13 protein-coding genes and 2 tRNA genes are annotated in these 15,286 nt (G+C 32.6%); 13 read left to right on the top strand and 2 right to left on the bottom strand.

Annotated features, from left to right (window positions below):
• Window positions 1-587: 587 nt before the first annotated feature.
• Window positions 588-1,730 carry an acyl-CoA dehydrogenase gene (locus tag N456_RS22100; RefSeq protein WP_062062264.1) on the bottom strand — a complete coding sequence of 381 codons (1,143 nt, stop codon included), beginning with the start codon at window positions 1,728-1,730 and terminating at the stop codon, window positions 588-590.
• A gap of 442 nt (window positions 1,731-2,172) precedes the next feature.
• On the opposite strand from N456_RS22100, the gene N456_RS22095 reads away from it, so the two are divergent.
• The 13 genes from N456_RS22095 (at window position 2,173) to N456_RS22040 (ending at window position 13,028) form a co-directional block, all read left to right on the top strand.
• Window positions 2,173-3,399: a Glu/Leu/Phe/Val dehydrogenase dimerization domain-containing protein gene (locus N456_RS22095; protein WP_062062261.1), complete on the top strand. Its 1,227-nt coding sequence runs from the start codon at window positions 2,173-2,175 to the stop codon at window positions 3,397-3,399.
• A gap of 27 nt (window positions 3,400-3,426) precedes the next feature.
• On the top strand, window positions 3,427-4,896 hold the full coding sequence (nhaB, locus tag N456_RS22090; protein ID WP_062062258.1) for a sodium/proton antiporter NhaB: 1,470 nt from the start codon (window positions 3,427-3,429) through the stop codon (window positions 4,894-4,896).
• A gap of 67 nt (window positions 4,897-4,963) precedes the next feature.
• Window positions 4,964-5,659 (top strand): MotA/TolQ/ExbB proton channel family protein, encoded by a 696-nt coding sequence (locus N456_RS22085; RefSeq protein WP_420834734.1) that lies wholly within the window; start codon window positions 4,964-4,966, stop codon window positions 5,657-5,659.
• A 1-nt stretch (window position 5,660) separates the two neighbouring features.
• On the top strand, window positions 5,661-6,053 hold the full coding sequence (locus tag N456_RS22080) for an ExbD/TolR family protein (RefSeq protein WP_062062255.1): 393 nt from the start codon (window positions 5,661-5,663) through the stop codon (window positions 6,051-6,053).
• Between the two features lie 2 nt (window positions 6,054-6,055).
• Window positions 6,056-6,952: a hypothetical protein gene (locus tag N456_RS22075; RefSeq protein ID WP_062062294.1), complete on the top strand. Its 897-nt coding sequence runs from the start codon at window positions 6,056-6,058 to the stop codon at window positions 6,950-6,952.
• 10 nt (window positions 6,953-6,962) lie between these two features.
• Entirely contained in the window at window positions 6,963-8,180 is a 1,218-nt protein-coding gene (locus tag N456_RS22070; protein WP_062062251.1) for a bifunctional folylpolyglutamate synthase/dihydrofolate synthase, read from the top strand.
• Between the two features lie 77 nt (window positions 8,181-8,257).
• Window positions 8,258-8,332 (top strand) — tRNA-Val (locus tag N456_RS22065).
• Window positions 8,333-8,413: 81 nt separating this feature from the next.
• Window positions 8,414-8,488 (top strand) — tRNA-Val (locus tag N456_RS22060).
• 241 nt (window positions 8,489-8,729) lie between these two features.
• A complete protein-coding gene (locus N456_RS22055) occupies window positions 8,730-10,151 on the top strand; it encodes a glycosyltransferase family 2 protein (RefSeq protein WP_062062248.1) in 1,422 nt (473 codons plus the stop codon).
• A gap of 326 nt (window positions 10,152-10,477) precedes the next feature.
• Window positions 10,478-10,648, top strand: a complete 171-nt coding sequence (locus N456_RS23885) for a transposase (RefSeq protein WP_082422625.1) — start codon at window positions 10,478-10,480, stop codon at window positions 10,646-10,648.
• A 173-nt stretch (window positions 10,649-10,821) separates the two neighbouring features.
• The gene (locus tag N456_RS25485) at window positions 10,822-11,133 is read left to right on the top strand and encodes an IS3 family transposase (RefSeq protein ID WP_082422624.1); all 312 of its coding nucleotides are present in this window, start codon (window positions 10,822-10,824) and stop codon (window positions 11,131-11,133) included.
• Between the two features lie 147 nt (window positions 11,134-11,280).
• Entirely contained in the window at window positions 11,281-11,631 is a 351-nt protein-coding gene (locus tag N456_RS23875; RefSeq protein WP_082422623.1) for an integrase core domain-containing protein, read from the top strand.
• Window positions 11,632-11,813: 182 nt separating this feature from the next.
• Window positions 11,814-13,028, top strand: coding sequence for a lanthionine synthetase C family protein (locus tag N456_RS22040; RefSeq protein WP_062062245.1), 1,215 nt, complete (start codon window positions 11,814-11,816; stop codon window positions 13,026-13,028).
• Between the two features lie 70 nt (window positions 13,029-13,098).
• Here N456_RS22040 and N456_RS22035 read toward each other — a convergent pair whose 3' ends face one another.
• On the bottom strand, window positions 13,099-15,282 hold the full coding sequence (locus N456_RS22035) for a prolyl oligopeptidase family serine peptidase (protein ID WP_082422622.1): 2,184 nt from the start codon (window positions 15,280-15,282) through the stop codon (window positions 13,099-13,101).
• Between the last annotated feature and the right edge of the window lie 4 nt (window positions 15,283-15,286).

Raw genomic sequence — 15,286 nt, 5'->3', positions numbered from 1 at the left:
CCTTAGATAAAGATAGAACTTCACTTGGGACGTAGCTTATAAAGTATCACACAAACACTAATATTATTATAATTAGTTTTGTTTTTCTGGATTAAAAACTCTGTTGGATCTTAGTATTTCTGTTGTTAAAATAGCTTAATCCAGATTGTATTAGTACATACCTAAGAAAATAGTATTAAAAGATCTAAATTTAGAGATCTTGATTACTATTTTTTAAAAAATGATGTGTGAAATAGTTGAATTGCCCAAAGTAATTAAAATACCTATAGATACTGATAATATTGAGGGATCTATTGTAGTACTTAGTAAAATATAAGATATAAAAATAATAAGAATACGCTACTGAATTAGAGAATTATAATATCTGTATACTCTATACTAGAAATATTAATATTATTAGAGATTGTCTCCATTAAGGATTTGATTTTCCGATGTTTTTAATCGAAATGCTTAGGATATGCTCTTAGGTTATTGACTATTTTAAATAGGAACTCAAGAGTTTTTTAAATTAGAAAAGGTTGTTTTTAAGATAAGTAGCACAATTACCTAGAAAACAACCTTTATATTAGTCATATCATTGTTTTAATCTAATCTCTAAGAATACTTCTGGATATAACAATCTTTTGTATTTCAGAGGTTCCTTCATATATCTGAGTGATTTTAGCATCTCTCATTAATCGTTCTACATGATATTCTTTAACAAAACCATTACCGCCATGTATTTGTACCGCTTCTATAGAAACATCCATTGCTGCTTGAGAAGCAGCTAGTTTTGCCATTGCTCCTGATAAATCATAATTTTCATGATTGTCTTTGTCTATTGCAGCTTTATAAACTAACATTCTTGCTGCTTCAATTTGTACATGCATATCAGCAAGTTTAAAAGCGATAGCCTGATGATTCATGATTTCGGTACCAAATGCTTTCCGAACTTTTGCATATTCTTTTGCTAATTCGTATGCTCCAGCTGCAATTCCTAATGCCTGAGCTGCAATTCCTATTCGACCACCAGCTAATGTTTTCATAGCGAATTTAAACCCAAAGCCATCCTCGCCAATTCGATTTTCTTTAGGAACTTTTACATCATTAAATATAAGTGAATGTGTATCACTACCCCTTATTCCTAGTTTATCTTCCTTAGGACCAATTTCAAATCCTTCCCATCCTTTTTCGACAATAAAAGCATTAATACCTTTATGTTTTTTCTCTTTGTCAGTTTGGGCTATAACTAAATAATAATCGGCAGAATTACCATTGGTTATCCAATTTTTTGTCCCATTAAGGATGTAATGATCTCCTTTGTCAATAGCAGTAGTTTTTTGAGAAGTAGCATCGCTACCAGCTTCAGGTTCAGATAAGCAAAAAGCTCCTATTGATTCTCCTGTAGTAAGCTTAGTTAAATATTTCTTTTTTTGTTCGGAAGTTCCGTAAGTGTCAAGACCCCAACATACTAAAGAGTTATTTACTGATACAATTACAGAACAAGAAGCATCAACTTTGGAAAGTTCTTCCATAGCTAAAACATAAGAAACTGTATCCATTCCACCACCACCATATTCTGGTGAAGCCATCATTCCTAAAAAACCAAGTTCTCCCATTCTTTTGACCTGTTCGGTTGGAAATTCTTGTTTGTTATCACGTTCAATTACACCTGGTAATAGTTCTGCTTTAGCAAAATCACGAGCTGCGTCGCGTATCATTAACTGTTCTTCGGATAATTTAAAATCCATATTTCTTTATAATTTATTATGCGTGCATAACACGGGATTCGTACTTTTCAATGATAAAAAACAGGGATAACCTCTATTTTTTTATAGATTCTACAAATATAAGCTATAATATGATAGTTTTACTGTTTTTTTGATTTTTTGAATGATCATTTTATAGATCAAAGTAGAGAAACTTTTGTTACTATTTTAAAGCGTAGTGCGTATCGTTTTCTTGATGTATGATAAGTTGTTTTTATTGTTCTCATATTTTTAATTTTTATTTGTCTTTTACCATGTTTAGTTTTTTATATTTGTGAAATTACAATTGTATCATAAATATCTTAGTAATATGACACAGCTCTAACCTCCGTAGTGGAGGATTATTTTTGATTAAAAAGCACGATGAATAGAAGTCGCCTTAAAAAAAGGTACGGCAATTATTAAATGAATTGAAATTTTAAAAATGAAAGAGTTATTAAATATATACGAAAATAAAATACCAGAGATAGTTTTTAATTGGAAAGATACAGAAACTGAAGCAGAAGGATGGACAGTTATAAATTCACTAAGAGGTGGTGCTGCAGGTGGAGGAACTAGAATGCGAAAAGGACTAGACATGAATGAAGTTCTTTCTTTGGCAAAAACTATGGAAGTAAAGTTTACAGTGTCAGGTCCTGGAATAGGAGGGGCTAAATCTGGTATCAATTTTGATCCTGATGATCCACGTAAAAAAGGAGTCCTAAAGAGATGGTATAAAGCTGTATCACCATTATTAAAAAGTTATTATGGAACAGGAGGAGATCTTAATGTAGACGAAATTCATGAAGTAATACCAATAACTGAGGAATGTGGAGTTTGGCATCCTCAGGAGGGCGTTTTTAATGGTCATTTTCAACCTACTGAAGCAGATAAGATAAATAGAATTGGACAATTACGCCAAGGAGTTATTAAAGTATTAGAAAATACAATGTTTTCTCCAGATGTTGATAGGAAATATACTGTAGCAGATATGATTACAGGATATGGCGTTGCAGAAGCAGTACGACATTATTATGATATCTATGGAGGAGAAGTAAAAGGAAAAAGAGCTGTAGTACAAGGTTTTGGAAATGTAGGATCTGCAGCAGCATATTATCTTTCTGAAATGGGAGCAAAAGTTGTAGGAATCATTGATCATGCAGGAGGGTTAATAAATGAAGAAGGGTTTTCTTTTGAAGAAATAAAAGAATTGTTTTTAAACAAAAATGGAAATAAACTATACAGCGAAAAGCTTATTCCTTTTGAGGAAATGAATGAAAAAGTATGGTCTTTGCAAACAGAAATCTTTACTCCATGTGCAGCTTCTAGATTAATTACTAAGGATCAGATTGATAAAATGATTGACTCTGGATTAGAAGTTATTTCTTGTGGAGCCAATGTTCCTTTTGCAGATAGTGAAATATTTTTTGGACCAATAATGGAGTATACTGATGAACGAGTAAGTTTGATACCAGATTTTATTTCTAATTGTGGTATGGCAAGAGTTTTTGCATATTTTATGGAGAGAAAAGTGCAAATGACAGATGAAGCTATTTTCATGGATACTTCAGAAACCATAAAAAAAGCTATTCAAAATACACATAATAGCAAGCAATCAAAAATTAATATAAGTAATACAGCGTTTGAGATAGCGCTTAATCAGTTAGTGTAATATAAATCGTATTAACCAAGTAAAACTATGTTTAAGTATTTTTTAGGTAGTAGTCCGAAATGGTTCAAAGCCATAATGATCGGATTTTTAATTTTTAATGTTTTTTCTTATTTCCTTCTAGGACCAACAATAACAGCGTGGCTGTTTATAGGAGAGTTTATTTTTACGCTAGCCATGGCACTAAAATGCTACCCGCTACAATCAGGTGGGTTATTGGCAATAGAAATTCTAGCATTAAACCTTACAACTTCTAAGAATGCATATCATGAAGTTGATCAGAATTTAGAGGTAGTTTTGCTACTGGTTTTTATGGTAGCAGGAATATATTTTATGAAACCTTTACTAATGTATATCTTTAGTAAAGTGTTTACCAAAATAAAATCCAAGATGGTGTTGTCGCTATTATTTGTTTTTTTAGCGGCAGTACTTTCTGCATTTTTAGATGCACTAACGGTAACAGCAGTTTTAATTAGTGTTGCGGTAGGGTTTTATGGAGTGTATCATAAAATTCATTCTGGATCAGGAGATTATGATGAAAGTGGAGTGCTGGATAAAACAGAACTGAGTGGAGAGACTTTAGAACAATTTCGGAGTTTTTTAAGAAGTTTAGTGATGCATGGAGTTGTCGGTACTGCACTTGGAGGTGTATGTACTTTGGTTGGAGAGCCACAAAACCTACTGATAGGAGAGCGAATGGGATGGGATTTTATAGAATTCTTTTTAAAAATGGCACCAGTTTCGATACCTGTTTTAGGAGCAGGATTGCTTACAACAGCAGCTTTAGAAAGTACAAAATCATTTGGTTTTGGAGAAAAGTTGCCGGAAGTTGCTAGAAAAATTATCGAAAATTATACAGAAGAGGAAGATGCAAACAGATCTGATAAATCAAAATATGGCTTAATCGTGCAAGGAATATCAGCACTATTATTAATAGCAGGATTGGCATTACATTTAGCACCAGTTGGTTTAATAGGGCTAGCATTGATTATCGTTCAGACGGCTTTTATGGGGATTACGGAAGAACATCAGTTAGGAAAAGCATTTGAAGAAGCACTTCCGTTTACAGGATTAATCGTGGTTTTCTTTGTGATCGTAGCAATGATTCATGACCAACATCTTTTTAAACCAATTATTGATTGGGCATTATCTTTAGATCCTAGTCAACAACCTTCTATGTTTTATGTGGCTAATGGAGTCTTATCAATGATTAGTGATAATGTTTTTGTGGCAACAGTATATATAGGAGAAGTTAGGCAAGCTTTTGATAGTGGAATAATATCACGAGATCAGTTTGAGAAATTAGCAATTGCGATTAATACAGGAACAAATTTACCGAGTGTTGCAACACCTAATGGTCAGGCAGCGTTCTTATTTTTATTAACATCCTCTTTGGCTCCATTAATCGGATTGTCATATACAAGAATGGTAAAAATGGCTTTTCCTTATACAATAGTACTTGGAGGAATTGGTTTACTAGGAGTAATATATTTTCTATAAGATTAAGTGATATACTTAACCTACAGAAATAACGTTAGTATAATAACACTAAATTAATAAAATTAGAATGACGCATTTATTTATGTTTGGTAGTGTACTACAAGACACACCCAATGTTGACCCAGAAGAGAATTCATTATCTATTATGGACTTGTTACTCAGTGGAGGGACAGGAGCAATTGTAATTATATCAATTCTTTTTGTATTATTATTTGTAGCAGTATACATTTATTTTGAAAGAATTTTTGCTATAAAAGCAGCTTCGAATTATGATGAAGGTTTTATGGAGAAGATTAAGGAGAATGTAGCAAGTGGTAAAATTGAAGCTGCAAAAATTTTATGCGCTCAGACAAATAATCCTATAGCAAGATTAACAGAGAAAGGAATCTCTAGGATAGGTCATTCTTTAGAAGATATTAATAAAGCAATCGAAAATGCGGGTAGATTAGAAGTGTATAAATTAGAAAAGAATGTCAGTATTCTTGCTACTGTAGCAGGCGCAGCCCCTATGATAGGTTTTTTAGGAACAGTAATTGGTATGATTTTAGCATTTCACAATTTGGCTTCGAGTTCAGGAACTGCAGATATGGGTGTTCTTGCTGAGGGTATTTATACTGCTATGACAACAACTGTTGGAGGTTTGGTAGTTGGAATTGTAGCTTATATAGGGTACAATCATTTAGTAGTGCGTACAGATAAGGTAATTCATAGTATGGAAGCTAATACTGTAGATTTCCTAGACTTGTTAAACGAACCTGCTTGATATGAATTTAAGAGGAAGGAATAAAGTTAGTCCAGAGTTTAGTATGTCGTCTATGACAGATATTGTATTTCTGTTATTAGTTTTCTTTTTATTAACATCACCAGCAATTACTCCAGAGGCTTTAGATTTAATATTACCAAAAGCAAAGGGGAAAAGTTCTAATGTTCAAAATATTTCTGTTAGTATTACTAATAAATTGCAATATTATATAGATAATGATCGTATAAGTCAAAGTAGGTTAGAACCAGAATTATTATCTCGATTAAAAGGAAAGCAAGAACCGACAATTATTCTTAGAGCAGAAGAAGGTGTACCAATAGAAAAAGCAGTAGGAGTAATGGATATAGCAAATCGTAATAAATTTAAAGTTATACTGGCAGTAAGACCAGAATGAGAATGATTAAACTAGATACGAAACATAAGAAAAAGTCTTTTGTGCTTACAGTGCTAGTACATGTAGGGATTATTTTTTTATTATTTTATCTGAGTTTAAATTATATAATACCAGAAGAAGAAAGTGGGATTGCTATAAATTTTGGAACTACTGCGACTGGGTCAGGTAAAATTCAGCCAAATAAGGCTATTAAGTCATCACCTAAACAAACAACCTTAGAATCTTCTTCATCAGTTCCAGAATCCCCAAAAGCGTCTCCTGAGATTATAGAGAAGGTGGTTACGCAAGAATCAGAAGATGCTCCAGTAATAGATAAGAAGCCTAAAAAGAAACTTCAGAAAAAAATAGAACAGCCTAAAGAGAAAGTTAAATCAACGGATCAGAAAGCTTTAGAAAAAACAGATAAGAAAACGCCAGTAAAGAAGAAGGTCGAAAAGAAACCGGAGGACCCTAAACCAGATAAGTCTACACTAGATATTCTCAATAGTTTTTCTAATGGCTCTAAAAGTGATGGTAAAGCCAAAGGGGGAGAAGGAGATGATAGTGTATCAGGTGATAAAGGAAACCCAGACGGAGATCTTAATGCTAAATCATATTATGGAACAGGAAAAGGATTGGATGGAGATGGTAATTATCGATTAGGAGGAAGGAAAGCATTAAATAAGAAGAGTCTTATTCCCGATTGCAATGAAACAGGTATTGTTGTTGTGAAGATAGAGGTTAATCAAAGTGGTAAAGTTATTAGAGCTACACCAGGAGTCAAAGGAACGACTAATAATGCTTCATGTTTAATGGAGCCAGCAAAGAAGGCTGCTGAGGCTACTAGATTTAATAGCGATCCTAAAGCTCCAATAAAACAAGTAGGAACAATTATTTATCAGTTTAAACTTTCTGAATAATAATAGAATTATGAATTATAGGGAGACCCTAAATTGGATGTTTGCCCAATTACCAATGTATCAACGTCAAGGGGCTAGTGCATATAAAGCTAATCTTGATAACACTATTCAATTAGCAAACTATTTAGAGAATCCCGAAATCAAGTTTAAAAGTATTCATATTGCTGGAACAAATGGTAAAGGTTCTACAAGCCATATGTTAGCATCTATATTGCAAGAGGCAGGATATAAGGTAGGATTGTATACCTCACCGCATTTAAAAGATTTTAGAGAACGTATTCGTATCAATGGGGATGAAATTCCGAAAGAGTATGTGGTCAATTTTATCGCAAAGCATAAATCTTATTTAGAATCAAATTATTTATCTTTTTTTGAAATGACTGTGGGGATGGCATTTCAATATTTTGCAGAATCTCATGTAGATATTGCAATCATAGAAGTTGGTCTAGGGGGCAGGTTGGATTCTACAAATATTATTACTCCAGAAATTTCAGTGATTACTAATATTGGATTAGATCACACTCGTTTTTTAGGAGATACTCTAGCAAAGATAGCAGTAGAAAAGGGAGGGATTATTAAAGAAGACGTACCTGTTGTTATAGGGAGATATGTGGAAGAAACGGCTGTGATTTTTAAAAACATTGCAGATACATTTCATAGTTCGCTATATTTTGCAGAGCATTTTGAAGGAGATGTATATGAATCCGACTTAAAAGGTAATTATCAGAGAGAGAATATCCGTATAGTTATAAGAGTTATTGATTTATTGAGAAATCAAGGGTGGAGTATCTCTGAAGAAATCATGAAAGATGGTTTGTTAAATGTTGTGAAAAATACTCATTTGTTAGGTAGGTGGCAGATTTTACAAGATGTGCCTAAAGTGATTTGTGATACAGCACATAATGAAGATGGTTTACGACAAGTCGTAAAACAATTACTAGGTGAAGAATATGAGCAATTACATATCGTTCTTGGAGTAGTAAATGATAAAGAACTGGAAACGATTTTACCGCTTTTTCCGAAGAATGCAACGTATTATTTTACAAAACCGGATATATCCAGAGCGTTAAATGAAAAAAAATTACAAAAAATTGCAAAAACATATGGATTTAGAGGAGAAAGTTATGTGACAGTAGAGAAGGCTTATGTTGCTGCTTTACAGTGTGCTACAAATAGAGATTTAGTGTATGTGGGAGGTAGTACATTTGTGGTAGCAGAAATACTCTGATTTTTGTAAAAAACTTTTGGTAGACAATAAAACTATGTTATATTTGCATCCGCAATCACAATAAGGATTGTTTTTTAGGGCGCTTAGCTCAGTTGGTTCAGAGCACTTGGTTTACACCCAAGGGGTCAGGGGTTCGAATCCCTTAGCGCCCACAAAAACTTACTAGTTGTAATGTAAGTTTGTATGAAATGTAAGTGGTGAATACATTTTATAAATACTCTCTCACTTATATAGGGCGCTTAGCTCAGTTGGTTCAGAGCACTTGGTTTACACCCAAGGGGTCAGGGGTTCGAATCCCTTAGCGCCCACAAAATCAGAAACCCCTTGAAAATAGTACTATTTTCAAGGGGTTTCTGATTTATATCTAAAATAGATACTTTAGAGAGGCTTTAAGAACAAGCAATTGTGGTAATTGTGAGTTAAATATCCACATGTGTGTAAAACCTCTACACTTTAAAATTATGGAAATTGTTTTAAACCTCTGTTATTCAGTTCTGTTTATAATGGCATCAATATTGTTTTCTTCTGATAAAATTTAGAAAAACACTTATGAAAGGATTTACATCTTTTGAATCTTCGGGAACAACAATATCTATAAAAAAATATATTTCAAATTTATCATCATCTTTCATTTTAGTAGGAACATTTCTGTTGATGTTTGCTTCGGTATCATTATTTTATTTTTTTCAACCTTATTTTGATAAAATTTACTTAGAAAGAACTAGTAGTGCTTGGGGAGTGTTCTTGATAGTGATGTCTGTATCTCTACTTATTATTAAAATTAGTTTTATGATATATATATTGGTTTTGTATTTACGATATAAGGTTATTAAATCTGTATCTGATGAGCAATTACCTTTGTGTACGGTTATTGTACCTGCTTACAATGAGGGAGAATTAGTTTGTAAAACTTTAATCAGTTTAGCTGAAAGTGATTATCCGAAGCAAAAGTTGCAATTAATCTCTATTGATGATGGAAGCCAAGATGATACATGGCAGTGGATGAAAAAAGCTAAGGATATACTGGGAGATCGTGTTTCGATTTATCAACAGCCTAAGAATAAGGGTAAGAGGCATGCATTGTACCGCGGGTTTAGTTTGGCTAAAGGAGAGGTTTTTATAACAGTTGATAGTGATTCTATAGTTAAAAAGGATACGTTGCGTCTTATGGTAAGCCCTTTTGTTGTTAATGAGCAATGCGGGGCTGTAGCGGGAAATGTACGTGTCTTAAATAGGGAAAAAGCTTTGATTCCTCGTATGCTGAATGTGAGTTTTGCTTTTAGTTTTGAATTTATACGTTCTGCACAAAGTAGGTTGGGGTCAGTATTGTGTACACCAGGTGCTTTATCAGCTTATCGTAGAGAGGCTGTTTTTAGTTGTCGTGAAGAATGGATTAATCAAACTTTTATGGGGCAAGTGTCAAAAATTGGAGAGGATCGAGCTATGACTAATATGATTTTGAGACAAGGCTATAAAGTGTTTTTTCAACGTAATGCATATGTTTATACGGATGTGCCAGAGCGTTATAAAAATTTATATAAGATGTTTATTCGTTGGGAAAGAAGTAATGTTAGAGAGAATATTGCGATGAGTAGATTTGCCTTTAGAAACTTTAGAGAAGGGTCTAAAATCGGGACTAGAGTGTTATTGTTAAATCAGTGGTTAAAGATGATAGTAGCTTACCCTGCGATGCTATTAATGCTGTTTTTTATATGTACATATCCGATATTATTTTTTAGTTCTACATTGATGGGTATATTGTTGTTTTCAAGTATTCAGGCCTTGTTTTATGCAAAAAAGCATAGTGTATCAGAGGCATTTTGGGCATATCCTTACAGCGTCTTTTATGCCTTTACTTTGTTTTGGATTACTCCTTATGCTATTGCTACTGCTGGTAGAGGGGGGTGGTTGACACGAGATTTAACTAAAAAGGAATTGAAAAAACAACAGATTTTGGCTGTATCATCTTGATTTAAAAAGGAGTTTTATACTTAAATCATCTATGTTGTAGAAATTGAATATGAATACATTCTAGTTGGTGCTATTTTTATAGACAATTTTTTAAAAATTACTGGGATAGCTTTAAAAACTGTTTTTATGTTATTGGAGTGTTTTAGTGGATCAAGACCAATTGTTGTGTTTATGTAAATATTTTGGTTAATCTAAATAAGAAGAATTCTACATTTTTGACTCCTCTGAATTGTGCTCTAAGTGCTTTTATCTTTGCATTGGAGTTGCTAACCTTTATTCGGACAGATATTTAAGACCGTTTATGTTTAAATAAATATCTTAGAACAATGAAGAAACGATTTTACAGTAAAGAATTTAAATCAGAAGCTGTTCGGTTAAGCTATCAGCGAGAAAACATAAAAGAATTAGCCAATGAATTAGGTGTTAAAGTTGATAGGATTTATCGATGGCGTAAGTTAGATGATGAAGAAAGGGGGTCTGAAAACCTTCTCAAGTAGATAGTGAGGAAGTTAAGGAGTTACGTAAAGCTCTTAAAGATGCCCAATTAGAGCTGAAAAGCTTAAAAAAGGCCGTTCACATTTTCTCCAAGAGCGATGGGAATTCTATCAATTCATAGTTTTATATAAGCATATGTATCCCATCGAGAGGATATGTAAAGTGTTAAAATTTTATTAGGAGTAGTTGTTATAGATGGTATAGTAATGGTTCTTGTAATAGGGTTTTAGAAGATCAGAAACTCACTCTAGAAATAAAAAACATCTTCTATGCTAGTAGACAAACTTATGGAAGTCCAAGGATTAAACAAGAACTTCTTAGAAGAGGCTATAGAGTATCTAGAAACAGGATCTCCCGCTTAATGAAATCTAATGGTTTAAGAAGTAAATTAAAAAAGAAATATAAGATAACTACAGATTCAAATCATTCTTTTCTCATATTCAAAAATCATTTAGATAGGGATTTTAACCCTAAAAGATTAAACTAGGTTTGGATCTCTGATATTACTTACATTAAAACCAATAAAGGATGGTTATATTTAACAACATTAATTGATTTATATGACCGTCAAGTGATAGGTTGATCATTGAGTACTTTTTTGTTTACTGATCAAACAATAGTACCCGCTTGTAAAATGGCAGTTTCTAAAAGAAAAATAGAAGCACCTTTACTTTTTCACTCCGATAGAGGTGTGCAATACGCTAGTAAAGAGTTTAGAAAAATTGTTACTACTAATAAGTTAATTACCCAATCGATGAGTAGAAAAGCTAATTGTTGGGATAATGCAGTAGCAGAATCTTTCTTTAAAACATTAAAAACAGAACTTGTTTACCATCATAGTTTCAAAACAATACAAGAAGCTAAAACGGCTGTATTTGATTATATAGAGGTGTGGTATAATAGAAAAAGATTGCATTCTTCTTTGGGATACAAAACTCCCTTAGAAGTCGAAATAGAATATTATAAACTTAAAAATGCAGCATAGGTCTTAGAAAAATTGTCCGAATTTCTCTTGCAAGTCCATTATTATATTGTATGTATTTAAGAAGCAATCAAATATTGCGTTTTTTAGACTGATATAGGGATTTTTTTTGACAATCACCTATAAGTAAATGTATGTATTTCTGTGCTTTTATTATATTACGCTAATTTTTTTTATAAATACTTATGGATATAAAAATGGAACTGAAGGATAAATTGAAGGAAATAGGAGCTGTTTTACTATATGAAACATCTAACCATAATGAGATTGGTGTTTTAGGAGGAACTACTGGAGTATCATTATTTCATTTTTATTATGCTAAATTCTTGAACGAAAATAGTCATACTGATAAGGGAGTTGAAATGATTTTTGAAACTTTTGATCGTATCCAAAAAGGGTATAACTATCCAACATTTTGTGATGGTATATCGGGAGCTTTATGGGGTTTAGAATTACTAAAGGAAGAACAATTTATAGAGTTAGATGAAGATATTATCACTCCAGAAACAGATGAATATCTACTTATAATGATGAAGAAAGATATAGAAAGTAACTACTATGATTTTTTACATGGAGCTATTGGATATGGATTTTATTTCCTGAAGAGATATGAAAATTCAATATCCAGAATATCAAAAAAACGATATAAAGAATATTTGGATGTACTTGTTGTTTTTTTTAAAGATACTGCTATTAAGAACGAAAATGGTATTTGGTGGAAGTCAAGAAATTCTTTAGATCAAAATAAGTTTGAGGGTTGTAACCTCAGTTTATCTCATGGGATATCAAGTATTATTAATTTTTTGTCAAGACTTGCCGCACATCCAGTTTTTTATGATGATGTATCAAACCTGTTAAAGCTAGCTGTTAACTATTTAATATGCAATAAAAATGAAAACACGGAATTAGTTTCTTCTTTTTCCAATTTTATATTCGAAGGAGAGTTTATTGATCCATTTTCTAGATTGGCTTGGTGCTATGGTGATTTAGGAATTGGGTTGACCCTGTTAAGAGTAGGAGAAGTCTTAAATGACGAAGAGCTTTATCAAGAAGCCATTCTCATATTAAAACAGACAACAAAGAGACGTTCTTTTGTGGAAACAACGGTAAAAGATGCCGGTATATGTCATGGCGCTTTTGGAATTATGCATATCTATAATCATGTGTACAAAAAGACTAAGAATTCAGTATTTAAAAAAGCTTGTCATTTTTGGGCTAGAACTGGGCTAGATATGGCAATATATGTCGATGGACACGCTGGCTATAAAGAATACTATAGAAGAGATCATTGGAAATCAGAAACAAGTTTATTAGGTGGCGTAGCTGGGATCGGTCTTGCGATTATTTCTTATTTAGCTGATTTTGATACCAAATGGGATGAAGCTTTACTAATTGGATAGGTAAACTATCGAATATATTATATATTCAATAGTTTACCATAAACAAAGAGTTTTTAAGAATGGGATTAGTTTAGTTTTTCGGTTGATACGCTGCATGTCCAGTTTGCCAGAATGCAAAAGCAAATACATCGGCATATTTTTTATATCGTTCTAATTTATTATTATTCATTCCTGCATGCCCATCTTCGAAATCTATACCAAATATAATCGGGTTATATGATGTATTATAGGCCTGTAACTTGGCAACGAATTTTGCAGGATCCCAGATCACTACTCGACCATCTTTCATCCCTCCAGTAACAAAAGTTGCAGGATAACTAGTCTTTTCTTTTATATGATGATAAGAATCCATTTCTAATAAGGCCTCGAATTCTTCTTTTATTTTTACCGTACCGAATTCTTTAATACTATTCTGTCCATTAGGTTGAATTTCACAACGTAGCATGTTTAAGGCTGGAGAAGTTAAAATTACTGCTTTATATAGATCAGGACGATCTGTTATGGCTCTACCTGCCATAATGCCTCCAGCACTAGACCCCCATATCGCTGATTTCTCTGGTGTAGTATAGCCTTCTTTAATCATATATTCTGTGGTTGCAATCATATCTTTCCAGGTATTGGGTTTGGTCGTTTTATAACCGCTTTTATGCCACTCTTCTCCTTTATGACCTCCTCCTCTTACACGAGCTATTACCAGAATAGCTCCCTCTGAGACCCATGTAAGGAAATTGGAATTAAAGGATGCTCCACCAGTTTTTCCATATGCCCCATAACCATAAAATAAAGTAATATTCTGACCATTTTTTTTGATTTCCTTGTTTCTAATAATCGAAATAGGAACCATAGCTCCATCATGAGAGGGGATTTCCATTTCTTCTACTATCAGATTTTTAAACTCAGAATAATCAATGTTTTGCTTTAGGTTTTCTCTTTTAAAACTTTTCGTTGATATGTCATATATATAGTCTACAATAGGGTTGAGATATCCACTTGTGGAAACTCGTAATCGATTTTGATCCGATCCAACGAGTTTAATTTTAACGGTACCAGAAGGTTTGGGTAGCATAATTTCTTTTTCTATGGAATTTTGGACTTGATATAACTTTGCCTCTACGCCATTTTTTTTTGTTGTAAAAAATAACGTATTCTCGTTCCATATAAAATCGTTAATAATACGATCTTCTTTTTCTGTAACCAATACCTCTGGGTTATCAAAATCAGGTTTTGTTAATGAGGTTCTACAGATTTTAAAATTAGAAGCATCTTTTGCTGTCAAGTACAGTAACCAATCTTTATCAACTACAATTTTTTTTATTTTATCAGATTGTTTACATAATAATTGCCACAACGTATTTTCTTTATACAAATCCACTTCTTTTTTAATATATATATCATAGAATGCAGATGACCCACCTACCCAGCCAAAAACATAATCGTCAGTAGGATCGATATTAAAAACTAACGGAAAATCTTCAGGATTAAGAGGGAGTTCTGGGTTATTGATCTTAGAAAAAACATCTTTCAATTTTTTAGGATTACTACCTATTTTATATAGTATAGCTCTAGTATTGATCCAATAGTCAGGATGAGTAGGATCAATAATAGGTACATGTAAGTAGATGAATCCAGAGTTATCAGATAACCATTGGATACCTCCAATAGTTGGAGTACAGTTTTTTATCACGTTAGGCATTACTTTTTTTTCACCCACTTCTATAATGATGATTTCTGAAGCTTCTTCTCCTTTTTTTGATAGACTCACAGCTACTTTTTCACCATTCCAATCTGGTTTAAAGTAGTTGATATGATATTTTTGTTTAAGAGAATATATTGATGGATCATATATTAGTATTTCCGGACTCTCTAAACTCGAACGATAATACAGTTTGACTATATTGTCTTTTGCCAGCGTTTTTGTATAAAAATACATTTGATTTTTAGTGATCAATATATCATCAATGACAAACTCCTTTTCCATATCAAATGCCGCTAGTTTATCTATTAACTGTTGTCTATTAGGAATGTTTTGTAGTATATTAGAAGCATAATTCTCTTGTTTTCTAAGCCAATTTATGACTGTAGAATCTTTAGTATTCTCTAAATTCCTATAAGGATCTTGTATTATTTGATCGTGATACTCATCCATGACAACGACAGATACAGCTAGGGGAGGTTTAGGTATTTGCTTAGCACAAGAAGATGTAAGAATGAGAATTAAAAAAAACAACAAAAACGGACTTTGTTTATAAATCATAATT

This window comes from Aquimarina longa SW024 (assembly GCF_001401755.1).
GTDB classification, from domain to species: domain Bacteria; phylum Bacteroidota; class Bacteroidia; order Flavobacteriales; family Flavobacteriaceae; genus Aquimarina; species Aquimarina longa.
The sequence above is the reverse complement of the archived record's forward strand: the minus strand, read 5'-3'. Positions and strand labels throughout refer to the sequence as shown.